At 67.2% G+C, this 22,148-nt stretch carries 21 protein-coding genes and 1 pseudogene; 11 read left to right on the top strand and 11 right to left on the bottom strand.

Going from position 1 to position 22,148, the window contains the following annotated elements; translation table 11 throughout:
• Positions 1 to 8 precede the first annotated feature (8 nt).
• From DFLDMN_RS17255 to DFLDMN_RS17240, 4 genes are all read left to right on the top strand, one after another.
• Positions 9 to 365, top strand: coding sequence for a CidA/LrgA family protein (locus DFLDMN_RS17255; protein WP_423196088.1), 357 nt, complete (start codon positions 9 to 11; stop codon positions 363 to 365).
• Entirely contained in the window at positions 362 to 1,087 is a 726-nt protein-coding gene (locus DFLDMN_RS17250) for an LrgB family protein (protein WP_423196087.1), read from the top strand. The genes DFLDMN_RS17255 and DFLDMN_RS17250 overlap by 4 nt, the downstream gene beginning before the upstream one ends.
• A gap of 97 nt (positions 1,088 to 1,184) precedes the next feature.
• Positions 1,185 to 1,556: a VOC family protein gene (locus DFLDMN_RS17245; RefSeq protein WP_423196086.1), complete on the top strand. Its 372-nt coding sequence runs from the start codon at positions 1,185 to 1,187 to the stop codon at positions 1,554 to 1,556.
• A gap of 11 nt (positions 1,557 to 1,567) precedes the next feature.
• Complete coding sequence (locus DFLDMN_RS17240; RefSeq protein ID WP_423196085.1) at positions 1,568 to 2,287, top strand: helix-turn-helix transcriptional regulator; 720 nt, start codon at positions 1,568 to 1,570, stop codon at positions 2,285 to 2,287.
• A 49-nt stretch (positions 2,288 to 2,336) separates the two neighbouring features.
• Here DFLDMN_RS17240 and DFLDMN_RS17235 read toward each other — a convergent pair whose 3' ends face one another.
• The 3 genes from DFLDMN_RS17235 to DFLDMN_RS17225 all read right to left on the bottom strand — a co-directional run bounded on the left by DFLDMN_RS17235 (position 2,337) and on the right by DFLDMN_RS17225 (position 5,107).
• A complete protein-coding gene (locus DFLDMN_RS17235) occupies positions 2,337 to 2,831 on the bottom strand; it encodes a glutathione peroxidase (protein WP_423196084.1) in 495 nt (164 codons plus the stop codon).
• 83 nt (positions 2,832 to 2,914) lie between these two features.
• Positions 2,915 to 4,054: a PilT/PilU family type 4a pilus ATPase gene (locus DFLDMN_RS17230; RefSeq protein WP_423196083.1), complete on the bottom strand. Its 1,140-nt coding sequence runs from the start codon at positions 4,052 to 4,054 to the stop codon at positions 2,915 to 2,917.
• 9 nt (positions 4,055 to 4,063) lie between these two features.
• Positions 4,064 to 5,107, bottom strand: coding sequence for a type IV pilus twitching motility protein PilT (locus DFLDMN_RS17225; protein ID WP_423196082.1), 1,044 nt, complete (start codon positions 5,105 to 5,107; stop codon positions 4,064 to 4,066).
• A 127-nt stretch (positions 5,108 to 5,234) separates the two neighbouring features.
• Between DFLDMN_RS17225 and DFLDMN_RS17220 the strand changes: the two genes are divergently transcribed.
• Together DFLDMN_RS17220 and proC are read left to right on the top strand one after the other, a co-directional pair.
• Entirely contained in the window at positions 5,235 to 5,933 is a 699-nt protein-coding gene (locus tag DFLDMN_RS17220; RefSeq protein ID WP_423196081.1) for a YggS family pyridoxal phosphate-dependent enzyme, read from the top strand.
• A 137-nt stretch (positions 5,934 to 6,070) separates the two neighbouring features.
• Positions 6,071 to 6,910, top strand: coding sequence for a pyrroline-5-carboxylate reductase (gene proC, locus DFLDMN_RS17215; protein WP_423196080.1), 840 nt, complete (start codon positions 6,071 to 6,073; stop codon positions 6,908 to 6,910).
• A 79-nt stretch (positions 6,911 to 6,989) separates the two neighbouring features.
• Here the strand turns inward: proC and ubiA are convergent, their stop codons facing one another.
• The 5 genes and pseudogenes from ubiA to recG all read right to left on the bottom strand — a co-directional run bounded on the left by ubiA (position 6,990) and on the right by recG (position 12,500).
• The gene (ubiA, locus tag DFLDMN_RS17210; RefSeq protein ID WP_423196079.1) at positions 6,990 to 7,874 is read right to left on the bottom strand and encodes a 4-hydroxybenzoate octaprenyltransferase; all 885 of its coding nucleotides are present in this window, start codon (positions 7,872 to 7,874) and stop codon (positions 6,990 to 6,992) included.
• A 109-nt stretch (positions 7,875 to 7,983) separates the two neighbouring features.
• A complete protein-coding gene (locus tag DFLDMN_RS17205; protein ID WP_423196078.1) occupies positions 7,984 to 8,469 on the bottom strand; it encodes a Dps family protein in 486 nt (161 codons plus the stop codon).
• Positions 8,470 to 8,561: 92 nt separating this feature from the next.
• A complete protein-coding gene (locus DFLDMN_RS17200; protein WP_423196077.1) occupies positions 8,562 to 8,756 on the bottom strand; it encodes a hypothetical protein in 195 nt (64 codons plus the stop codon).
• Between the two features lie 396 nt (positions 8,757 to 9,152).
• Positions 9,153 to 10,109, bottom strand: coding sequence for a LysR substrate-binding domain-containing protein (locus tag DFLDMN_RS17195; RefSeq protein WP_423196076.1), 957 nt, complete (start codon positions 10,107 to 10,109; stop codon positions 9,153 to 9,155).
• Between the two features lie 91 nt (positions 10,110 to 10,200).
• A pseudogene (gene recG / locus DFLDMN_RS17190) lies at positions 10,201 to 12,500 on the bottom strand (ATP-dependent DNA helicase RecG).
• Positions 12,501 to 12,697: 197 nt separating this feature from the next.
• On the opposite strand from recG, the gene queA reads away from it, so the two are divergent.
• From queA to secF, 5 genes are all read left to right on the top strand, one after another.
• A complete protein-coding gene (gene queA / locus DFLDMN_RS17185) occupies positions 12,698 to 13,750 on the top strand; it encodes a tRNA preQ1(34) S-adenosylmethionine ribosyltransferase-isomerase QueA (protein ID WP_423196075.1) in 1,053 nt (350 codons plus the stop codon).
• A gap of 32 nt (positions 13,751 to 13,782) precedes the next feature.
• Complete coding sequence (tgt, locus tag DFLDMN_RS17180; RefSeq protein ID WP_423196074.1) at positions 13,783 to 14,913, top strand: tRNA guanosine(34) transglycosylase Tgt; 1,131 nt, start codon at positions 13,783 to 13,785, stop codon at positions 14,911 to 14,913.
• A 213-nt stretch (positions 14,914 to 15,126) separates the two neighbouring features.
• Complete coding sequence (gene yajC, locus DFLDMN_RS17175; RefSeq protein WP_423196073.1) at positions 15,127 to 15,453, top strand: preprotein translocase subunit YajC; 327 nt, start codon at positions 15,127 to 15,129, stop codon at positions 15,451 to 15,453.
• Between the two features lie 182 nt (positions 15,454 to 15,635).
• A complete protein-coding gene (secD, locus tag DFLDMN_RS17170) occupies positions 15,636 to 17,504 on the top strand; it encodes a protein translocase subunit SecD (RefSeq protein ID WP_423196072.1) in 1,869 nt (622 codons plus the stop codon).
• Between the two features lie 24 nt (positions 17,505 to 17,528).
• On the top strand, positions 17,529 to 18,500 hold the full coding sequence (gene secF / locus DFLDMN_RS17165) for a protein translocase subunit SecF (RefSeq protein WP_423196071.1): 972 nt from the start codon (positions 17,529 to 17,531) through the stop codon (positions 18,498 to 18,500).
• Positions 18,501 to 18,645: 145 nt separating this feature from the next.
• Here the strand turns inward: secF and DFLDMN_RS17160 are convergent, their stop codons facing one another.
• From DFLDMN_RS17160 to DFLDMN_RS17150, 3 genes are read right to left on the bottom strand one after another with little or no spacing between them, the layout of a single operon-like run.
• Positions 18,646 to 19,653: a response regulator gene (locus tag DFLDMN_RS17160; RefSeq protein WP_423196070.1), complete on the bottom strand. Its 1,008-nt coding sequence runs from the start codon at positions 19,651 to 19,653 to the stop codon at positions 18,646 to 18,648.
• Entirely contained in the window at positions 19,650 to 20,792 is a 1,143-nt protein-coding gene (locus tag DFLDMN_RS17155; protein ID WP_423196069.1) for an ATP-binding protein, read from the bottom strand. The genes DFLDMN_RS17160 and DFLDMN_RS17155 overlap by 4 nt, the downstream gene beginning before the upstream one ends.
• 7 nt (positions 20,793 to 20,799) lie before the next feature.
• Positions 20,800 to 22,131 (bottom strand): sensor histidine kinase, encoded by a 1,332-nt coding sequence (locus tag DFLDMN_RS17150; protein WP_423196068.1) that lies wholly within the window; start codon positions 22,129 to 22,131, stop codon positions 20,800 to 20,802.
• Positions 22,132 to 22,148 lie beyond the last annotated feature (17 nt).

The raw sequence follows: 22,148 nt of genomic DNA, 5'->3' as shown, positions 1-22,148 counted from the left end.
ACGCCCCCATGCTCCAGACCTTCGCGATTCTGCTGGTCTTCCAGACCATTGGCGAGGTAATCAGCTACGCGCTGCGCCTGCCCGTACCGGGCCCCGTGATCGGCATGCTGCTGCTGTTCGGCTGGCTGGCCTTCGACAACCGCCTGCTGCCCGTGATCCAGGGCACCACCAGCGAGCTGCTCAAGCATCTGTCGCTGCTGTTCGTGCCGGCCGGCGTCGGCATCATGGTCCATGCGCGCACCATCGGCAGTGAGTGGCTGCCGATCGTGGTCTCGCTGGTGATATCGACCTGGCTCGCCATCGCCACCACGGCACTGGTCACGCGCGCGCTGATGCGCAAGCCGCCGGCGGGAGACGACGCATGATGGCGCCGCGCCTCAACGAGATCTGGGTCTACCTGGCCGCCAGCCCGCTGATCGGACTGACCGCCACGCTGCTGGCCTACGTGTTTGCCTACCGCGTCTACGAGCGCGCGCGCTTCTCGCCGCTGGCGAATCCGGTGATGATTTCGGTGGCGCTGCTGGTAACGGTGCTGACCGTCACCGGCACGCCGTACAAGACCTACTTCGACGGCGCGCAGTTCGTGCACTTTCTGCTCGGCCCGGCCACGGTGGCGCTCGCGGTGCCGCTCTACCTGCAGTTGCCCAAGCTGCGCGCGCAGGTACTGCCGTTGCTGGCCGGGCTGCTCGCGGGTTCGTTCGTCGCGGTGGTGTCGGCGGTCGGCATCGCGTGGGCGCTCGGTGCCTCGCCCGACGTGGTGCGCTCGCTCGCGCCCAAGTCGGTCACCATTCCGATCGCGATGGGCGTGGCCGAGAAGATCGGCGGCCTGCCCTCGCTGACCGCGGTGCTGGTCATGGCCACCGGCATCATCGGCGCGGTCAGCACCACCGGGCTGCTCAATCTGCTGCGCGTGCGCGACTACACCGTGCGCGGTTTTGCCACCGGTGTCGCCGCGCACGGCATCGGCACCGCGCGCGCCTTTCAGGTCAACCAGGAAGCAGGCGCGTTCTCCGCGCTCGGCATGGGCCTCAACGGCGTGCTGACCGCCATCATGGTGCCGCTGCTCGCCGCATGGATGCCACACTGAGCACGCGCGTGCCGGCCCCTGACAGGCTCCTGACAGCACGTTGTCAGGAGCCTCCGCGCAAGATGCGCACTCCCATCGATGCCCGAGGAGAGCCATCATGTCCAATGCCCTGATCAACTGGCTGGAAATTCCAGTCGTCGACATGCAACGCGCCGTTCAGTTCTACGAGACGGTGCTCGATACGCGCCTGCGCCGCGCCACCGTCGGCGACGTCGACCTCGCGGTATTCCCGCACGACGGCCCGGCCGGTGCGCTGGTCTCCGGCGAACGCTACCGTTCGAGCGCGTTCTACGGCCCGGTGCCGTACCTCAACGCGCCCGGCCTCGACGCGGTGTTGCAGCGCGTGGCGTACGCCGGCGGCCGCACCGTGCATGGCCCCGTGCAGTTACCGGATGACATGGGCCGCTACGCCCATATCACCGACAGCGAGGGCAACCGCATCGGCCTGCACGAGCCGGCGGCCGCCTGACCGCAGCGCCCATGAGCCGACGCGCCGACCGCCTCTTCCAGATCGTGCAGGTACTGCGCGGCCGCCGGTTGACCACCGCGGCCCTGCTCGCGCAGCGCCTCGGCGTATCGGAACGGACCGTCTATCGCGATATCCAGGCACTTTCGCTGTCCGGTGTGCCGGTCGAGGGTGAAGCCGGCATCGGCTATCGGCTGCGTGCCGACTACGAAGTGCCGCCGCTGATGTTTTCCGGGCTCGAGGTGGAGGCGATGGTGGCCGGCCTGCGCCTGCTCAAGGCATGGGGTGGCGGCTCGCTGGCCGCGGCCGCCGATCCCGCGCTCGAGAAGCTGGTTGCCGCGCTGCCGCCGCCACGCCGCGTGGCGGCGCAGCAGAGCCGCATCTTTGCGCCCGAATATCTGAACCAGCCCGCGGTGCGACAGGCTTTCGACGTGGTGCACCAGGGCATGAACACCCAGCGCCTGCTGCAGCTCGACTACTGCGATGCGCAGCAACGCATGACATTACGCGTGGTGCAGCCGCTCGGGCTGTTCTTCTGGGGCAATGTCTGGCTGCTGGCGGCGTGGTGCACGACGCGCGGCGACTATCGCACCTTCCGCCTCGACCGTTGCCGCGCCATTCATATGCTCGACCAGCACTATCACGAGACCCCGGACCGCTCGCTCAACGGCTTCCTGCGCGCGATGCAGCCGGACGGGACCAGCGAGACCAACGAGGCCGGCGAGGCACGCTGAGGGCGACGGGGCAGGCTGACGGCGATGGGGCAATCAGACACGCTGACGCCTACGCGCCCGGATCGGCCAGCAGCGTCTCGATGTCGGCCCGCAGTTCCTCGGGCTTGGTGGTCGGCGCATAGCGCTTGTACACCGTGCCGTCGCGCCGCACCAGGAACTTGGTGAAATTCCACTTGATCGCCTGCGTGCCCAGCACGCCGGGCTTCTCGGCGGTCAGCCAGCGGTAGAGCGGATGCGCATCGGCGCCATTGACGTCGATCTTGGCGAACATCGGAAAGGTGACATGAAAGCGCGCTTCGCAGAACGCACCGATCTGCGCCGCATCGCCGGGCTCCTGCTTGCCGAACTGGTTGCACGGAAAACCCAGCACTTCCAGGCCGCGCGCGGCATAGGTGTCCTGCAGCATCTGCAGGCCCGCGTATTGCGGCGTGAAACCGCATTCGCTGGCGGTATTGACGATCAGCAGCACCTTGCCCCGGAAGTTGGACAGCGGCACCGGCTGGCCCGACAGGGCATTGGCTTCGAACTGGTAGACATTGCTCATGACGGCCTCCCTCGGACCCTGGAGCGGGCCCGGCAGCTGCGAGGATAGCAAACCCGTGCCGCGGCCGGCGCGGCGCGGCTGCCTCAGATCACGTTGAGGTGTTCGGTGCCCGCCGCGATATCGGTATCGCGGTGCCGCTTGCTATGGAGCTTGATCATCAGGCGCAGGTCGTTGAGCGAGTCGGCGTTCTTGAGCGCGTCCTCGTAGCTGATCTTCTCGTCCTCGTAGAGTTCGAACAGCGCCTGGTCGAACGAGATCATGCCCTGCTCGCGCGACTTCTTGATGACTTCCTTGAGCTCGTGGATCTCGCCCTTGAAGATCAGGTCCGCCACCATCGGCGTGCCGATCATGATTTCCACGGCCGGCACGCGCCCCTTCCTGCCGGCACGCGGCAGCAGGCGCTGCGAGATCATCGCCTTGAGGTTCAGCGAGAGGTCGATCAGCAACTGCTGGCGCTTTTCCTCGGGGAAGAAGTTGACGATGCGGTCGATCGCCTGGTTGGCGTTGTTGGCGTGCAGCGTGGCCAGGCACAGATGGCCCGTTTCGGCGTACTGCATCGCGTATTCCATGGTTTCGCGGTCACGGATTTCGCCGATCAGGATCACGTCGGGCGCCTGGCGCAACGTGTTCTTGAGCGCCACGTGCCAGGACTCGGTGTCGATGCCGACCTCGCGCTGCGTCACGATGCAGTTCTGGTGCGCGTGCACGTATTCGATCGGATCCTCGATGGTGATGATGTGCCCGTACGAATGCGCGTTGCGGTGATCGAGCATCGCCGCCAGCGAGGTGGACTTGCCCGAGCCGGTGGCGCCCGTCACGATCACGAGGCCGCGCTTGGCCATCACGATATCGTGCAGCGACTCGGGCAGGTCGAGATCCGCCACCGACGGAATGCGCGTATTGATGGTCCGCACCACCATCCCGGCCTTGCCCTGCTGGATGAACGCCGAGACCCGAAAGCGGCCCGCGTTGGGCGCCGTGATGGCAAAGTTGCACTCGCTGCTGCGGTCGAACTCCTGCACCTGGCGCTCGTTCATGATCGAACGCACGAGACCCAGCGCCTGGGTCGGATTGAGCGGCTGCTGCGAGACCGGCGTGATCTTGCCATCGACCTTGATGGCGGGCGGAAACTCGGACGTGATGAACAGGTCCGAGCCGCGATTGTTCACCATCAGTTCGAGCAGGTCGTTGACGTACCTGGAGGCGGAATCCTTGTCGAGCATGGCGCGTCCTCAGCCCATGAAGGCGTCGGGGTTCTTGGCAATGGCCCGCGCGTCGTTGTAGTTGATCATGCCGCGCTTGATCAGGTCCGACAGGCACTGGTCCAGCGTCTGCATGCCGAGCCCGCTGCTGGTCTGCATCATCGAGTACATCTGCGCGATCTTGTTCTCGCGGATCAGGTGGCGGATGGCCGGGGTGGCAATCATGATCTCGTGTGCCGCGGTACGGCCGTTGCCGTCGCGCGTCTTGAGCAGCGTCTGCGAGATCACCGCTTCCAGCGATTCCGACAGCATGGTGCGCACCATGTCCTTTTCCTCGGGCGGAAACACGTCGACCACACGGTCGATGGTCTTGGCGGCGGAGCTCGTGTGCAGCGTGGCAAAGACCAGGTGGCCGGTTTCCGCCGCGGTCAGCGCCAGCCGGATGGTCTCCAGGTCGCGCAGTTCGCCCACCAGGATCACGTCCGGATCCTCGCGCAGCGCCGAGCGCAGCGCGTTGGCAAACGAGTGCGTATGCGGCCCGAGCTCGCGCTGGTTGATCAGGCTCTTCTTGGAGCTGTGCACGAATTCGATCGGGTCCTCCACCGTGAGGATGTGGCCCATGTCGTTATCGTTGCGATGGTCGACCATCGCCGCCAGCGTGGTGGACTTGCCCGAGCCGGTCGGTCCCGTCACCAGCACCAGGCCACGCGGCTTCATGCACAGATCGGCGAAGACGGCCGGCGCCCGCAGGTCGTCCAGCGTCAGCACCTTCGACGGAATGGTACGGAACACCGCGGCGGCGCCGCGCTGCGTGTTGTAGGCATTGACCCGGAAACGCGACAGGCCGCCGATCTCGAACGAGAAATCGACCTCGAGCCGTTCTTCGTAAGTCTTGCGTTGCGCGTCGCTCATGATGTCGTACACCATGGCGTGGACATCCTTGTGTCCCATTGCCGCAACGTTGATCCGGCGCATGTCGCCGTGGATACGCACCATCGGCGGCATGTCCGCCGAGAGGTGGAGATCGGACGCCTTGTTCTTGACGGCGAAAGCCAATAGCTGCGCGATGTCCATCTATAATGACCCCACCCTAAATTGACGACTTGTTGTTGTGTGCCGGTCCGGGGTTTTACACCTGGGGTTTCAAACACCGTCCTTGGACCCGACCTTTGGCACTTCTTTTTGGTATGTCCGCCGGATTATGTCTGCAATCTCCGCCAACTTGCAAGCTGTGAAAAATGACATCGCGGCGGCCACACAACAAGCCGGCAGACCCGCCTCCGCGGTCACGCTGCTGGCCGTTTCCAAGACCGTTCCCGCCGCCGTGGTACGGGCCGCCTTCGACGCCGGCCAGACCGCCTTTGGCGAGAACTACGTGCAGGAAGGCATCGACAAGATCGCGGCGCTGGCCGACCTGCGCGCGCAACTCCAGTGGCATTTCATCGGTCCCCTGCAAAGCAACAAGACGCGCCCGGTGGCCGAGCATTTCGACTGGGTGCATGCGATCGACCGGCTCCGCATCGCCGCGCGCCTGTCGGACCAGCGCCCCGCCACCCTGCCGCCGCTGCAGGTCTGCATCCAGGTGAATATCAGCGGCGAGGACAGCAAGAGCGGCGTGGTGCCAGCCGAGGTGCTGCCGCTCGCGCGCGCCATCGCGGCGCTGCCGCGGCTGCGCCTGCGCGGCCTGATGGCAATTCCGGCGCCGGCGCACGACCCCGCCGCGCAGCGCCGTCCGTTTGCCGCCATGCGCGTGCTGCTCGGCCAGCTGCGCGAGGCGGGGCTCGAGGTGGATACGCTGTCGATGGGCATGTCCGGCGATATGGCCGCGGCCATCGCCGAGGGCGCCACGCTGGTCCGCATCGGCACCGCGATCTTCGGTGCGCGGCCGCGCACCGCCTGAGGCTTGGGCGATGGTTTCCGCGGTGGTTTCCGCGGTGGTTTCCGCGGTGGTTTGCCGCGGTGGTTTGCACTTTACGTACGGGCTTGCCGCACGTGCGCCCTGATCAAGATTCTTCCATTCCGACCGGAACAGACACGATGCTCGATACCCTCACCTTCGGCTTTCTCGGCGGCGGCAACATGGCGTCCGCGCTGATCGGCGGCCTGATCGCGCGCGGCGTGCCGGCCGGCGCGATTCGCGTGGTCGATCCGTTTGCCGACGCGCGCAAGCGCCTGGCGCAAACCTTTGGCGTGCCCACGCAGGAGGCCCCCGACGCGGCCTTCGGCACCAGCGATGTGCTGGTGCTCGCCATCAAGCCGCAGCAGTTCCGCGACGCGGCGGCCCAGCTCGCGCCGCACCTGGCCGCGCGCGCCGATGGCGGTGGCCTCGTGATCAGCGTGGCGGCCGGCATCCGCCTGCAGGACATGCAGCGCTGGTTCGGCGGCCATGCGCGCCTGGTGCGCGCCATGCCCAATACGCCGGCGCTGGCCGGCATGGGCATGACCGGACTGGCCGCGGCGGTGGGACTGTCGCCGCAGGACCGCGCGATCGCCACCGCCGTGGCCGAAGCGGTCGGCCAGTGTGTGTGGGTCGAGGACGATGCGCAGATCGACGCCGTGACCGCGCTTTCGGGCAGCGGTCCGGCCTATGTGTTCTATTTCATCGAAGCGATGGAGCGTGCCGCCACCGAACTTGGCCTGAGCGCCGAGCAGGGACGCAAGCTCGCCGTGGAGACCTTCCGCGGCGCCGCCACGCTGGCGGGCCAGTCGACCGAACCGGTGGCTACGCTGCGCGAGCGCGTAACCTCGAAGGGCGGCACCACCTATGCCGCGCTCACGACGATGGCGGCCGGCGGTATCGCCGATGCCTTCGTGCGCGCCATGCATGCCGCGGCGGCGCGTGGCCGCGAGATGGGCGCGGAGTTCGGCAAGGATTGAAGCGGCGGGCCGCCCGGCCCATCGGGTCGGGTATGGCCCGGCCCCGTTGGCGCGACGAGCGCCGGGGCGCGTGCCGCGCCTAGCGCCACACGTATGCCAGCGCGGTGCCGGCAAACACGCAGGCACCGAGCCAGTTGTTGTGGCGGAACGCGGCAAAGCAGCGCATGCGGTCGCGCCCGCGGATCAGCGTGTAGTGATAGAGCGCGCAGCCCGCGGCCGCCAGCAGGCCCAGCGCGTACGGCCAGCCGAGATCGAACTGCATGCCGGCCCATGCCATCAGGCCCAGAAAGCCGGCGTAGCACAGCATGATGGCGGCCACATCGAAACGGCCGAAGGTGATGGCGGACGTCCGCATGCCGAGCAGCAGGTCGTCGTCGCGGTCGACCATCGCATACGCGGTGTCGTACGCCACCGACCAGAACACGTTGGCGGCCAGCATCACCCACGCCACCGCGGGCACCGTGCCCTGCACGGCGGCAAACGCCATCGGAATGCCAAAGCCGAACGCAATGCCGAGGTAGGCCTGCGGAATCGCGAAGAACCGCTTGAAGAACGGATAGGTACCGGCCACGATCAGCGCCGCCACCGACAGCCACCGGGTCAGTGCGTTGAGCGGCTGGATCAGCAGGAACGCGATCAGCGCCAGCCCGCCCGCGATGGCCAGCGCCTCCCAGCCTGCGATCAGCCCCGCGGTAAGCGGCCGCTCCCGGGTGCGCTTGACATGCTTGTCGAAGTCGCGATCGGCCCAGTCGTTCATGGCGCAACCCGCGGAGCGCATCAGGAACGTGCCGACAAAGAAGATGGCGAAGATGCCCCAGTCGGGCACGCCGCCCGACGCCATCCACAGCGCCCATAACGTCGGCCAGAGCAGCAGCAGCGTGCCGATGGGCTTGTCGATGCGCACCAGTCTGGCGTAGAGCGCCAGGCGGCTGGGCGATTGGGGGGCGGCGGCGGGCTGGGACATGATTGACAGAGCAGAAACGGAAACGCGCCCCGGCATTGTATGCCCGGGGCGCGTCGCGGGGAAACCAGCGCGGCGCGGACGGCCTATGGAAGCGCCGCCGCGGTGGCCATCAGGCCAGCATCGCGCGCAGCATCCACGCGGTCTTTTCGTGCGTCTGCATGCGTTGCGTGAGCAGATCGGCGGACGGCTCGTCGCCGGCGGCATCGATTGCCGGGAACAGCGAGCGCGCCGTACGCACCACGGCTTCCTGGCCTTCCACCAGCTTGCGGATCATCTCGGTTGCCTCGGGCACGCCGTCTTCCTCGGCGATCGACGACAGCTTGGCGTACTCCTTGTAGGTGCCCGGGGCCGGATAGCCCAGTGCACGGATACGCTCGGCGATCGAATCGACGGCCAGCGCCAGTTCGTTGTACTGCTGCTCGAACATCAGATGCAGCGTGTTGAACATCGGACCCGTTACGTTCCAGTGGAAGTTATGGGTCTTGAGGTAGAGGGTGTAGGTATCCGCGAGCAGCTTGCACAGCCCTTCCGCGATTTTCTTGCGGTCCTTGTCGGAAATGCCGATGTTCACACTCATCTCATTCTTCTTTGCCATGGTAGGTCAGCTCCGTTCCGGTAATGCGAGTCATGCCACGAGGAGATACCCCGAGGGGTCGCGGCATTATCGCATCAGAAATTGCACACGCACTAGCCAGTCAGTCCCGCCAGCACGCGCGTGGCATCCAGAAACATCACCATGGCGCCCAGTGTGACAACGGCGAGGCCGATTTCCTTGCGCCACAGCTTGTACCGCAGCCGCGCCGCCTCGCTGGCGCGCGGGGCGGCTGCGGCCTCCGTGCGCAATTGCCGGTAGTCGTGCAAAAACAGTCTGAACATGGTCATGATGCAACTCTCCTCGTTGGCGTCCGCGTCAACACAGTGTTTCCTGCCCAGGGGGCCTTCAGTAGGCCGCCGCTACACCGGCCAGGCACCTGACCACGTTGTGCATGAATTGCCGGATGGTCCTTGCTCGGTTCATGGGGGTCTCCCGGCTGACGTCGAATGCAGTGGTTGGAAGCAGTGTTCCGATGGGCCTAGTGTAGGCGTGGCTATGATTAACGAGAAGTTGATTATCTATAACTATTGCATAGGCGATAGCTATGTCGACCGTTCAACGTCCGGATACGGCCGGGCCAGCGACAGGCCCCAATGCAACGTGCCCTTCCCCGCCAGGCCATCTACAAGGCAAGACGGGGAAGGGCACGTTCCCAACCGGGAGTTCGGTCCAGGCCGGCGGGATCAGGCTGCCACGGCCTCCGCAACCGGCTTGTCGGAGATCCTGCGAATACCCGGCAGATCGCATGCCGCCACTGCGGCAGCCAGCGCTTCCATGGCAGGCAGGCGGGTAAAGCTCTTGCGCCAGGCCAGCACCACGCGGCGGTCCGGCACCGGGTCGGCAAACGGCACGTAGGCCAGCATGTCGTTGCGCGGCTTCAGGTCCGGCACCGAGGTGCGCGGCAGCACGGTAATGCCGACGCCGCTGGCCACCATATGGCGGATGGTCTCCAGCGAGGAACCCTCGAAGGTCTTCTGGATGCCGTCGGCCGCCTGCGAGAAGCGCGACAGCTCGGGGCAGACGCCGAGCACATGGTCGCGGAAGCAATGGCCGCTGCCGAGCAGCAGCATGGTCTGCTGCTTGAGCTCGTCCGGATCCACGGCGCGCTGCTCGGCCAGCTGGTGACCGCGCGGCACCGCCACCACGAACGGCTCGTCGTACAGCGGACGCACCGTCAGACCCGAGTCCGGGAACGGCTCGGCCATGATCGCGCAGTCGATCTCGCCCTGCTTGAGCAGCTCGATCAGCTTGTTGGTGTAGTTCTCCTGCAGCATCAGCGGCATCTGCGGGACGGTCTCGATCATCTGCTTGACCAGCATCGGCAGCAGATACGGCCCGATCGTGTAGATCACGCCCACCCGCAGCGGTCCGGCCAGCGGGTCCTTGCCCTGCTTGGCGATCTCGCGGATGGCCATGGTCTGCTCCAGCACGCGCTGGGCCTGGGCCACGATCTGCTCGCCGATGGCGGTTACCGAGACTTCCGAAGTGCCGCGCTCGAAAATCTGGACGTTCAGTTCGTCCTCGAGCTTCTTGATGGCCACCGAGAGGGTCGGCTGCGACACGAAGCACGCCTCGGCCGCGCGGCCGAAATGGCGTTCGCGTGCGACGGCGACGATGTACTTGAGTTCGGTGAGCGTCATGACTTATCAGGTTCGGTTAGGCGATAGATTTTAGCTTCTATTGCCGGCGCTGTCAGAGCCGCGCGTGATTGTGCTGCAATCCATACAAAGTTCAGGCCTTGAGGAAATGCTCGCGGCCGCCCAGCCAGCGTGACAGATGTGCCTCGACCGCCTCGGGATAGTGCGCCAGCATGGCCTCGGCCGCCTCCTGCGCATACTCGACCAGCCAGGCGTCGGTCTCCAGGTCGGCAAAGCGCAACATGGCCTCGCCCGACTGGCGCGCGCCCAGGAACTCGCCGGGACCGCGAATCTGCAGGTCGCGGCGGGCAATCTCGAAGCCATCGGTGGTCTCGCGCATGGTGGCCAGCCGCTCGCGCGCGGTGGGCGACAGCGGCGCCTGGTACATCAGCACGCAGACCGACTCGGCACTGCCGCGCCCGACCCGGCCGCGCAGCTGGTGCAGCTGCGCCAGGCCAAAGCGCTCGGCGTGCTCGATCACCATCAGCGAGGCGTTGGGCACGTCCACGCCCACCTCGATCACCGTGGTGGCCACCAGCACCTGCAGCCGGTTGGCGCTGAAGTCTTCCATGACGGACGCCTTCTCGGCCGGCGGCAGGCGCCCGTGCACGAGGCCCACGCGCAGGTCGGGCAGCGCCGCCACCAGCGTCTCGAAAGTTTCCACCGCGGTCTGCAGCTGCAGCGCCTCGCTCTCCTCGATCAGCGGGCACACCCAGTAGACCTGACGTCCTTCGGCGGCGGCGTGGTGCACGCGTGCGATCACTTCGTCGCGGCGCGCGTCGTTGACCAGACGCGTGACGATCGGCGTGCGCCCGGGCGGCAGTTCGTCGATCACCGAGACGTCGAGGTCAGCGTAGTAGGTCATGGCGAGTGTACGCGGGATCGGCGTGGCCGACATCATGAGCTGGTGCGGCACGCGGTCGTCGGCGGGCGGCGCGCCGTGGGGCCGCGCGGCAGCCTCCCCTGCCTCGCCCTCCCCTGCCTTGCCCTCGCCTGCCTTGCCCTCGCCTGCCTTGCCGCGCAATGCCAGCCGCTGCGCCACGCCAAAGCGGTGCTGCTCGTCGACCACCGACAGGCCCAGCCGCGCAAAGCGTACGGTGTCCTGGATCAGCGCATGCGTGCCGATCACGAGTTGCGCCTCGCCCGACTCCACGCGCGCCACGGCCTCGCGCTTCTCCCTGGCCTTGAGACTGCCGGCCAGCCAGACCACCGGCACCCCCAGCGGGGCCAGCCACGCCGACAGCTTGCGATAGTGCTGCTCGGCAAGAATTTCGGTCGGTGCCATCAGCGCCGCCTGGTAGCCCGCATCGATGGCCTGGCAGGCCGCCAGCGCGGCCACCACGGTCTTGCCGCTGCCGACGTCGCCCTGCAGCAACCGGTGCATCGGATGCGGACGCGCCATGTCGGCGGCGATTTCCTCGACCACGCGCTGCTGCGCGCCGGTCAGCCGGAACGGCAGCGCGCCCACAAAACGCGTCAGCAGGCCGTCGGCGCGGCGCGCCATCGGGGGGCGTTCTTCTCGCGGCGCGCGGCCTGCGAGCGGCGCAGCGAGATCTGCTGCGCCAGCAGTTCGTCGAACTTGATGCGCTGCCAGGCCGGGTGCGAGCGGTCGGCCAGCGCGGCTTCGTCTTCCTGCGGCGGCGGGTTGTGGAGCAGGCGCAGGCAATCCGCCAGCGGGGCCAGCTTCAGGCGCGCCAGCGGGCCCCGTAACAACGGCTGCGGCACGGTCTCCGGCAGCGGCGTGCGCGCCAGCGCGCCGCCGATGGCCTTGCGCAGGTAGGCCTGCGAGATGCCCGCCGTGGCCGGATAGACCGGCGTCAGGCGGTCCGGCAGCGCCTCACCAGGCGCCACCGGGCGCACCGTCGGGTGCACCATCTCGGCACCGAAGAAGCCGCCGCGCACATCGCCCCGCACGCGCAGGCGCACGCCTTCCGCCATCTGTTTGGTCTGGCTGCCGTAGAAATTGAGAAAGCGCAGGGTCAGCTCGCCGGTCTCGTCGGCGATCTTGACCACCAGCTGGCGGCGCGGGCGGAACGTCACCTCGTTTGCGATCACCTCGCCCTCGACCTGTGCGGCGAGGCCGACGCCGGCGCGCGCGATGGCCTCGCGGATGGTGAGGATGGCGGTCTCGTCCTCGTACCGCATCGGCAGATGGAGCGCGAGGTCCACGCTGCGGCGCAGGCCGAGCTTGGCCAGGCGTGCGGCGGCCGTGGACGGCTTGGCGCCGGCGGCCGGCGCCCGCCCGGCCGCAGCGCGCGCACGGCCGGGCGGGCGGTCCGGCGCGCCGTCGGGCGCGGCAACTGGCCCGACGGGCGCGTCGGGCACCGCGGGCACGTCGGCGGCAGCGGCGGCGGGAGGGGGGGTCCTGCGCGATTTGGTGGCGGTGCCTGGCATCTGGGCGGAAATAGTCGGCATCACGAAGACCCGTACGCGGCTTGGTGCGTGGTGCGTGGCGCGCGGGGCCTTACAATGTCGGATTCGCCGATTGTACCCATGCCGCCCGCGGCACCCGGCCGTCGCCACCGGCGCCGCTTCGCCGGACCGGTCCCGACCGGGTCACCCGCCGCGCTTTTTACCTCGCCGTTCCCACCATGCTGACGCTGTCCGATTTCGATTTCCCGTTGCCGCCCGAGCTGATCGCACAATCCGCGCTGCCCGACCGCAGCGCGAGCCGGCTGCTGGTGGTCGACCGCATCGCGCCGGCGGATACGGCCGAGGCCGTGCGCCTGGTCGACCGCGCCTTCAGCGATATCCTCGACTACCTGCGCCCGGACGACCTGCTGGTGTTCAACGACACGCGCGTGATCAAGGCCCGCTTCTTCGGCCACAAGCCCAGCGGCGGCAAGGTCGAGGTGCTGGTGGAGCGCGTGCTCGACACCCACACCGTGCTGGCGCAGGTGCGCGCCTCGAAGACGCCGCCCGAAGGCAGCGCGCTGCACCTTGCCGATGACGCCTTCCGGGTCACCGTGGGCCCGCGCGTGGACCAGTTCTTCACGCTGCGCTTTCCCGCGCCGGCGCTGGACCTGATCGAGCAGTACGGCCGCCTGCCGCTGCCGCCGTATATCACGCACGACCCCGATGCCTATGACGAGACGCGCTACCAGACCGTCTACGCACGCAACCCGGGCGCGGTGGCCGCGCCCACCGCCGGGCTGCATTTCGACGAGGCGCTGTTCGCGCGGCTCGACGCCGCCGGCATCCGCCGCGCCTTCCTCACGCTCCACGTCGGCGCCGGCACGTTCCAGCCCGTGCGTACCGAGAACCTGGCCGAGCACCGCATGCATTCCGAGTGGTACGCCATCGCGCCCGCCCTGGCCGACGCGGTGCGCGAGACGCGCGCGCGCGGCGGACGCGTGATCGCGGTCGGCACCACCTCGCTGCGCGCGCTGGAAGCCGCCGCGCGCGAGGACGGTACGCTCGCACCCGGCAGCGGCGACACCGACATCTTCATCACGCCCGGCTACCGTTTCCGCCTGGTCGACGCGCTCATCACCAACTTCCATCTGCCGAAGTCCACGCTGCTGATGCTGGTCTCGGCGCTGGCCGGCGTGGAAGCGATCCGCGCCGCCTATCGCCACGCGGTAGCGCAGCGCTATCGCTTCTTCAGCTACGGCGACGCCATGCTGCTGACCCGCCAGGCGTGACGCACGGCACCCAGCCCATCCGGAACTCAACCATGCTCGATTTCGAACTGATCACGACCGACGGCGCCGCCCGGCGCGGCCGCGTCACCCTCAACCACGGCGTGGTGGAAACGCCGATCTTCATGCCGGTGGGCACCTATGGCTCGGTCAAGGCGATGTCGCCGCTCGAGCTGGGCGAGATCGGCGCGCAGATCATCCTCGGCAACACCTTCCACCTGTGGCTGCGTCCCGGCCTCGACGTGGTCGACACGCATGCCGGCCTGCACCGCTTTATCGGCTGGGACAAGCCCATCCTCACCGACTCGGGCGGCTTCCAGGTGTTCTCGCTGGGCGAGCTGCGCAAGATCACCGAGGACGGCGTGACCTTTGCCTCGCCGGTCAACGGCGACAAGCTGTTCCTGTCGCCCGAGATCTCGATGCAGATCCAGCGCACGCTCGACTCCGACATCGTCATGCAGTTCGACGAGTGCACGCCGTACGAGATCGACGGCCGTCCCGCCACGCACGACGAGGCGGCGCGCTCGATGCGCATGAGCCTGCGCTGGGCGCGGCGCTCGCGCGACGAATTCGAGCGCCTGGCCAACCCCAACGCGCTGTTCGGCATCGTCCAGGGCGGCATGTTCGAGGACCTCCGCGACGAGTCGCTGGCCGGGCTGTCGGAACTGGACTTCCATGGCTATGCGATCGGCGGCCTCTCGGTCGGCGAGCCCAAGGAAGACATGATGCGCGTGCTGGCGCACGTGGCGCCGCGGCTGCCGGCCCACAAGCCGCACTACCTGATGGGCGTGGGCACGCCGGAAGACCTCGTGGCCGGCGTGGCCGCGGGTGTCGACATGTTCGACTGCGTGATGCCGACGCGCAACGCGCGCAACGGCTGGCTGTTCACGCGTTTCGGCGACGTCAAGATCCGCAACGCGGCGCACCGCAACGACCCGCGCCCGCTCGACGCACAGTGCGGCTGCTATACCTGCCGCAATTTCTCGCGCGCGTACCTGCACCACCTGCACCGCGTCGGAGAGATCCTGGGCGCACGCCTGAACACCGTCCACAACCTCTATTACTACCTGGAACTGATGCGCGAAATGCGCGAGGCCATCGAGCAGCACCGCTTCGAGGCGTTCCGGCGCCGCTTTGCCGAGGAACGCGCGCGCGGTACCCGGTGAGGCGCCGCCGCGGTGGCGCCGAACTTTCTGGCGCCACGCGGTCGAATCCCCCGGCGGCGTCCGGTGGCCGGGGCGGCCTTGGCATGACCTGGCCGGAAGTCCCCCGGAACGCCCCCGAACAAACCCGCAAATCGCCCTAGAATGCACAGGCGGGACAACAGCGGGTGATAGAATGCCCGATTCCCTGAATGACTTTTGTGACGGAGAAGTAACGTGCTGATTTCGAGTGCTTTTGCCCAGACCGCCGGTGCCGGCGGCGCGGCAGGTGGCCTGATGAGCTTCCTGCCCATCATCCTGATGTTCGCGGTGCTGTGGTTCATCATGATCCGCCCGCAGATGAAGCGCCAGAAGGAAGCCAAGGCCATGCTGGAAGCCCTGGCCAAGAATGACGAAGTGGTTACCGCGGGCGGCATCCTCGGCCGCGTCACGAAGGTAAGCGAGCAGTACGTCTCGATCGAGATTGCCGAAGGCACGGAAGTCACCGTGCAGAAGAACGCCGTCACGACGGTGCTGCCGAAGGGTTCGCTGAAGTCGCTCTGATCCCGTCCGATCGGCTTTCTTCCCTCCGGCAAGCCTTGCCCGGCGCGCGCGCGATACCACGGTGTCGCGCGCATGCCCCCGCAGCCGCCTGACCAGCCCACGGGTCGCTCCGCGACCCGGCCGGGACTGCCAGGCGGCTGTTTGCCAACCGGTCCGGTGCGGACCGTTACTGCTGGCCAAAGATGAATCGCTATCCGCTTTGGAAATACATCGTGATCCTGGTGGCCCTTGCCATCGGCATCATCTACACGCTGCCGAACTTCTTCGGCGAGGCCCCCGCGGTCCAGGTGTCCTCGGGCAAGGCCACGGTCAAGGTCGACCTGTCCATGCAGAAACGCGTGGAGGAAGTGCTGGCCCAGAACCAGCTGCAGCCTGACGGCGTGTTCTTCGACGTCTCCGGCCAGTCGGGCTCGGTCAAGGCGCGCTTCCGCTCCACCGACGACCAGCTCAAGGCCAAGGACATCCTGACCCATGCGCTCAATCCGGACCCCAGCGATCCCACCTACGTGGTCGCGCTGAACCTGCTGTCGGGTTCGCCGCAATGGCTGACCGCGCTGCACGCCCTGCCGATGTACCTCGGCCTCGACCTGCGCGGCGGCGTGCACTTCCTGCTGCAGGTGGACATGAAGGGTGCCGTCGACAAGAAGCTCGACAGCCTGGCCGGCGACGCGCGCACGCTGCTGCGCGACAAGAACATCCGCCACGGCGGCATCGACCGCGATGGCGAGCGCCTGACCGTGCGCTTCAACAACGCCGCCGACGCCGACCGCGCACGCGGCCTGCTGGCCGACAACCTGCGCGAACTGGCCTTCGCGGCCGACGGCAACAACATCGTCGGCACCTTTACCGACGCCGCGCGCCGCGCGGTGCAGGACGCCGCCGTCAAGCAGAACATCACCACGCTGCATAACCGCGTCAACGAACTCGGCGTGGCCGAACCGGTGATCCAGCAGCAGGGTGCGGACCGCATCGTGGTGCAGCTGCCGGGCGTGCAGGACACCGCCAAGGCCAAGGACATCATCGGCCGCACCGCCACGCTGGAAGCGCGCCTGGCCGATCCGGACGCCCCGCGCAACCCGCGTCCGGGCGATCCGGTGCCGTTCGGCGACGAGCTGTTCACGCAAGGCAACGGCGCCCCGGTCATCCTGCGCAAGCAGGTGATCTTTACCGGCGACCGCATCGAAAGCGCCTCGGCCGGCTTCGACCAGAACCAGCGTCCGTCGGTCAACATCAAGCTCGACGCCCAGGGCGGCCGCGTGCTGCGGGACGTCTCGCGCGAGAACATCGGCAAGCCGATGGGCATCGTGCTGTTCGAGAAGGGCAAGGGCGAGGTGCTGACGGTGGCGACCATCCAGTCGGAACTGGGTTCGAGCTTCCAGATCACGGGTTCCTATTCGACCGAGGCCGCCAACGACCTCGCGCTGCTGCTGCGCGCCGGCTCGCTGGCCGCGCCGATGGACATCATCGAGGAACGCACGATCGGCCCGTCGCTCGGTGCCGACAACATCCGCAAGGGCTTCGACTCGGTGGCCTACGGCTTTGGCGCCATCACGGTGTTCATGGTGCTGTACTACATGCTGTTCGGCGTCTTTTCGGTGGCCGCGCTGGGCGTCAACCTGCTGCTGCTGATCGCGGTGCTGTCGATGCTGCAGGCCACGCTGACGCTGCCCGGCATCGCCGCCATCGCGCTCGTGCTCGGCATGGCCATCGACGCCAACGTGCTGATCAACGAACGGATCCGCGAGGAGTTGCGCGCGGGAGCGTCGCCGCAGATGGCCATCGCCACCGGTTTCGACCGCGCCTGGGCCACCATTCTCGACTCCAACGTGACCACGCTGATCGCCGGCCTCGCGCTGCTCGCGTTCGGCTCGGGCCCGGTGCGCGGTTTCGCCGTGGTGCACTGCCTCGGTATCCTGACCTCGATGTTCTCGGCGGTGTTCTTCAACCGCGGCCTGGTCAACCTCTGGTACGGCCGCAAGAAGAAACTGCAGAGCGTGGCCATCGGCCAGATCTGGAAGCCGGGCACGCAGACGCCGCCCGCCGTCAAGTAAGGCAAGGACACAGAGGACAACATCATGGAATTTTTCCGCATCAAGCGCGACATTCCGTTCATGAAGCACGCGTTGGTCTTCAACGTGATTTCCTTCCTGACGTTTGCCGCCGCTGTCTTCTTCCTCTGGCACAAGGGCCTGCACCTGTCGATCGAATTCACCGGCGGCACCGTGATGGAGGTCAACTACCAGCAGGCCGCCAATCTCGAGCAGATCCGCGGCCAGGTCGGCAAGCTCGGCTACAGCGACGTGCAGGTGCAGAACTTCGGCACGTCGCGCGACGTCATGATTCGCCTGCCGCTGCAGAAAGGTCCGGACGGCAAGCAGATCACGTCGGCCCAGCAGAGCGAGCAGGTGATGACCGCGCTGCAGGCCGCCACGCCCGACGTCAAGCTGCAACGCGTCGAGTTCGTCGGCCCGCAGGTGGGCAAGGAACTCGCCACCGACGGCATGCTCGCGCTGCTGTGCGTGGTGGCCGGCATCATGATCTACCTGTCGTTCCGCTTTGAGTGGAAGTTTGCCGTGGCGGGCATCATCGCCAACCTGCACGACGTGGTGATCATTCTGGGCTTCTTCGCGTTCTTCCAGTGGGAGTTTTCGCTGTCCGTGCTGGCGGCGATTCTCGCGGTGCTGGGTTACTCCGTGAACGAGTCGGTGGTGATCTTCGACCGGATCCGCGAGAACTTCCGCAAGTACCGCAAGATGAGCACGCACGAGATCATCGACAACGCGATCACGAGCACGATCTCGCGGACCATCATCACGCACGGCTCGACCGAAATGATGGTGCTGTCCATGTTCTTCTTCGGCGGCCCCACGCTGCACTACTTCGCGCTCGCGCTGACGGTGGGTATCCTGTTCGGTATCTATTCGTCGGTGTTCGTGGCCGCGGCACTGGCGATGTGGCTCGGCGTCAAGCGCGAGGACCTCGTCAAGTCGGACAAGAAGGGCGACAACGTCGACCGTAACGATCCTAACTATGGCGCACAAGCCTAGCGCACAAGCCTAGCGCACAAGCCTAGCGCACAGGCCTGGGGCACAGGCCTGGCGCACGCGCAAGGCAGGACAAAAAAGCCGCCCAGGGCAACCGGGGCGGCTTTTTTTACGCTTCCTCCACGCTCAAGACGAGCTCGGCAGGCGACTACAGCGTCTCCTCCGACAGCTTCTCGATCCATACCGCCAGCCGGTCCGCGGCGAACGACTCGTTGCGGGTGCCCGCGCGGCCGGCGATGGTATCGCCTTCGTGCGCGAGCTGGAGCGCGCCGCCGACTTCCTCGAGCCATAGCAGCGCCGCCAGCCAGCTCACGTGGGCGGCAGACACCGCCTCGCTGACCGGGCGTTCGATAAACTCGGCCAGCGTGGCCGGCGCAGTCCAGGTCACCACATCGCCGTCGCGGCGGACGGTGCCGTCGCCGAGCAGTTCGGCCAGGACGGCGGCGGCATCCGCCGCGCCGCGGCCGGCCAGGCGCGTGCGCAATTCTGCCAGGCGCATGCCGACCGCATGGCCGAAGCTGCCGCTGCGCTGGCTCTCGGCACCGACCAGGTCGGCGTAATCCATGCGCTGCCAGTCGGGCTCGGCATTGCGCGCGCCAGCCAGGTCGGCACCGGCCAGGTAAGTCTCCACCGGCTGGAAGCGTCCCGGCCCGATCAGGCTGGCGGCGAGCGCATGGATCATGCCGACGCGCGTGGCCACGGTCTGCTTCTGCAGCACCGAGAGCTTCTCGCGCACGAGCTGGTCGCGCTCGCGGCGCAAGCCCGACAGTTCGAGCGCCTGCTTGAGTTCCATGCGCAGCGCCGTGATGTCCCACGGCTTCTTGATATAGCGATGGATCTGGCCCTGGTTGACGGCCTCGACGGTCTGGTCGAGTTCCGAATAGGCGGTGGTCAGGATGCGCACGATATGCGGGTAACGCTCGCGCGCGTAGCGCAGCAGTTCGTTGCCGTACTCGCCCGGCATGCGCTGGTCCGACACCAGCACCGCCAGGCTGTCGCCATGCGCATCGAGCAGGGCCTTGCCCTCCTCGACCGAACCACCCGTCACCACGGGCGCCAGCTGGCCGATGGCACGCTGGAAATACTTGACGGCGGTTGCCTCGTCATCCACGAACAGAATCGCCGGGGGTGCCTGCGTAGTATTCAGTTCGCTCATCGTTCACTCCTGTGCATACGATTCTTGAAATTGGGAAAATCCAGGGTCACGGTCGTGCCGACGCCGGACGCCGAGGCGATCCGGATGCCACCGCCAAACGATTGCATGACGCGGTTGCAGAAGATCATGCCGAGCCCGCTGCCGCCCGCACCCGCGTGCGTGGTGACCGGATCGACCAGCAGGCGCTCCATGACCTCCGGGGGAATGCCGGGGCCGTTGTCGGAGATGCGAATCTCCGGATGCTCGCCCGCCACCACCACAAAGCGCAGCACCGGCTGCGGCGCATCGGCCAGCGCGCGCAGCGCGTTGCTCATCAGCGAGGACAGCACCAGCGCCACGCAGTTGGGCAGCGTCGCCACCGGGAAATCGCCGTGCAGCTCCACCTGCACCCAGTTGCGCTGGGCATCGGCAAACGGATAGGTATCGAGCAGCGACGCCACCAGCGACCCCGCGCTGACCGCCTCGCCGCTCGCCTGGCGCGGACCGGTACCGCCCGCGCTGCTGCGCACCGATTGCAGGAACGACGACAGCACGGCCAGGCAATACTGCGCGTTGTCGTGCATCTTGCCGGCGGCCTGACCGATCTCGCCAAGCCGCTGCGGACCATCGTCGGCCTCCACGCGCGTTTCGATGCCGCGCGCGAAATTGGCGATCGCGGCCAGCGGCGTGTTGAGTTCGTGCGCGAGGAACGCCAGCGTCTCGTCGATCGCCATCAGCCGCTGCTGGCGCACCGCGCGTTCGCGATGGCGCTCGCCGGCCTGCCGCAACACCTCGCGTACATGGCCCACGGCCAGCGGCTTTTCGAGGATGCGGAACACCTCGCCGTTGTTGACCGTCTCCAGCAGCATGTCCTTGTCCGCGTACGCGGTGACCAGGATCCGCACGATCTGCGGGTAGTCCTGCGCCACCTGCCGCAGCAGCGAGCCGCCATCGCGCCCCGGCATGCGGTAGTCGGTCACCAGCACGCTCACGCGCGTGCCCTGGGTGCGCAGGATCTCGATGGCCTCGTCGGCGCTCGTGACGGCCAACACCTCGTACTCGCTGCCGACCGCGCGGGCAAAATACTTGCACGCCATCTCCTCGTCGTCGACGTAGACGATGGTCGGCCGGGACTGCGGCGTATCGGGCGTATGGCTCATGGCAGGCTCATTCCGCGCGCGGGAGGTCGAAGCTGAAGGCCGCCCAGTGGCCCACTTCGCTTTCGGCAAACAGCACGCCGCCGTGCCGCTCGATCACCGCGTAGCTGATCGACAGCCCCAGGCCCAGACCCTGCCCGACCTCGCGCGTGGTGAAGAACGGCTCGAATACCCGCGCGAGGTGTTCGGCCGCGATGCCGGGGCCGTTGTCCTGAACCCGCACATGGAGGCGACCATCCTGCCATTTGACGGTGGTGTGGATGGCCGGACCCGTGGTACCGGCCTTGCGCATCGCGAGCGCGGCATTCGAAAACAGGTTGATCAGCACGCCGATGATGGCGGCCTCGTCGCCGAACACCAGCGTATCGTCGGGCATCTCGCGGGTGATCTTCACCCCGCGCAGTTCATGCGCGGTCAGACGGACCGACGAATCGAGCGCCTTCTCGAACAGGAACGGCGTGCCCTCGACTTCGGCACCCGGCTTGCGGTACGCAAATGTCTTGAGGTCCGAGACGATATGCTGGATGCGCTGCATGCCCTGCTTGGCATCGACCAGGCATTCCTCGAGCGCGGGCGCGTTCTTCGCCGCCGGCTCTTCCATGGCCACCTCGATCGCCATCAGGCAGAAGTTCACCGGATTGTTCACTTCGTGCAGCAGGCCCGCGGCGAGCGTACCGATCGCGGCCATCTTTTCCTGCTGCAGCATCTGGCCCTTGATGTCGACGAGCTGGCGGTTGATGTCCTCCAGCTCGACGTTCTTCTCGGCCACCTCGGCCTTCAGGCGGAACAGCATAAAGCGTGCGCGCTCGTTGAAGAACGTGTAGACCCCGCTGGCGGCGGCCGCGAACAGCAGGAACAGCGAATTGACGATAAAGGTGCCCACCGGCTCGATGCCGCCCGGATGAACCAGGCACGCCGCCGCATACAGCAGATACGACAGGATGCCGAACACCACGTTCTGCCACAGGCCGAACGGCAGCGCGATGCCCGAGGCGAAGATCGCGAGGTTGAGGCCCACGTAGTACGGCGACTGCACGCCCTCGGTCTGCGAGATCATCCAGGCGATCATGACCTGCGGCAGCAGCAGCCATGTCAGCGTGAGCCAGGGCGCGAAGCGGCGCCCCGAGGCACTGTAGAGCAGCATCACCACCCCGGCGATCAGCAGCGACACCAGCACGCGTGCGATCGCAAACGGCAGCTGCTGCGACGGATACTGGCCGTAGTCGAGCCCGACCCCGAGCAGTACCAGCACGATCGCGGTATAGGCCCCGCCGCGCGAAAACGCGAGACGAAAGTCCGCGAGCTCGGACTGGTATCCCGCGTAGAGCTGGTTGGCACTCATGGTCTGGGCCGGAAGCG

The sequence above is a fragment of the Cupriavidus sp. H19C3 genome, from assembly GCF_049393815.1.
Classification (GTDB): Bacteria; Pseudomonadota; Gammaproteobacteria; order Burkholderiales; family Burkholderiaceae; genus Cupriavidus.
The sequence above is the reverse complement of the archived record's forward strand: the minus strand, read 5'-3'. Positions and strand labels throughout refer to the sequence as shown.

Excerpts from the sequence above, each read along its gene's own strand:
- DFLDMN_RS17255 (WP_423196088.1), top strand. The coding sequence starts at position 9 with ATGCTCCAGACCTTCGCGATTCTGCTGGTCTTCCAGACCATTGGCGAG.
- DFLDMN_RS17250 (WP_423196087.1), top strand. The coding sequence starts at position 362 with ATGATGGCGCCGCGCCTCAACGAGATCTGGGTCTACCTGGCCGCCAGC.
- DFLDMN_RS17245 (WP_423196086.1), top strand. The coding sequence starts at position 1,185 with ATGTCCAATGCCCTGATCAACTGGCTGGAAATTCCAGTCGTCGACATG.
- DFLDMN_RS17240 (WP_423196085.1), top strand. The coding sequence starts at position 1,568 with ATGAGCCGACGCGCCGACCGCCTCTTCCAGATCGTGCAGGTACTGCGC.
- DFLDMN_RS17235 (WP_423196084.1), bottom strand. The coding sequence starts at position 2,831 with ATGAGCAATGTCTACCAGTTCGAAGCCAATGCCCTGTCGGGCCAGCCG.
- DFLDMN_RS17230 (WP_423196083.1), bottom strand. The coding sequence starts at position 4,054 with ATGCTCGACAAGGATTCCGCCTCCAGGTACGTCAACGACCTGCTCGAA.
- DFLDMN_RS17225 (WP_423196082.1), bottom strand. The coding sequence starts at position 5,107 with ATGGACATCGCGCAGCTATTGGCTTTCGCCGTCAAGAACAAGGCGTCC.
- DFLDMN_RS17220 (WP_423196081.1), top strand. The coding sequence starts at position 5,235 with ATGTCTGCAATCTCCGCCAACTTGCAAGCTGTGAAAAATGACATCGCG.
- proC (WP_423196080.1), top strand. The coding sequence starts at position 6,071 with ATGCTCGATACCCTCACCTTCGGCTTTCTCGGCGGCGGCAACATGGCG.
- ubiA (WP_423196079.1), bottom strand. The coding sequence starts at position 7,874 with ATGTCCCAGCCCGCCGCCGCCCCCCAATCGCCCAGCCGCCTGGCGCTC.
- DFLDMN_RS17205 (WP_423196078.1), bottom strand. The coding sequence starts at position 8,469 with ATGGCAAAGAAGAATGAGATGAGTGTGAACATCGGCATTTCCGACAAG.
- DFLDMN_RS17200 (WP_423196077.1), bottom strand. The coding sequence starts at position 8,756 with ATGACCATGTTCAGACTGTTTTTGCACGACTACCGGCAATTGCGCACG.
- DFLDMN_RS17195 (WP_423196076.1), bottom strand. The coding sequence starts at position 10,109 with ATGACGCTCACCGAACTCAAGTACATCGTCGCCGTCGCACGCGAACGC.
- queA (WP_423196075.1), top strand. The coding sequence starts at position 12,698 with ATGCTGACGCTGTCCGATTTCGATTTCCCGTTGCCGCCCGAGCTGATC.
- tgt (WP_423196074.1), top strand. The coding sequence starts at position 13,783 with ATGCTCGATTTCGAACTGATCACGACCGACGGCGCCGCCCGGCGCGGC.
- secD (WP_423196072.1), top strand. The coding sequence starts at position 15,636 with ATGAATCGCTATCCGCTTTGGAAATACATCGTGATCCTGGTGGCCCTT.
- secF (WP_423196071.1), top strand. The coding sequence starts at position 17,529 with ATGGAATTTTTCCGCATCAAGCGCGACATTCCGTTCATGAAGCACGCG.
- DFLDMN_RS17160 (WP_423196070.1), bottom strand. The coding sequence starts at position 19,653 with ATGAGCGAACTGAATACTACGCAGGCACCCCCGGCGATTCTGTTCGTG.
- DFLDMN_RS17155 (WP_423196069.1), bottom strand. The coding sequence starts at position 20,792 with ATGAGCCATACGCCCGATACGCCGCAGTCCCGGCCGACCATCGTCTAC.
- DFLDMN_RS17150 (WP_423196068.1), bottom strand. The coding sequence starts at position 22,131 with ATGAGTGCCAACCAGCTCTACGCGGGATACCAGTCCGAGCTCGCGGAC.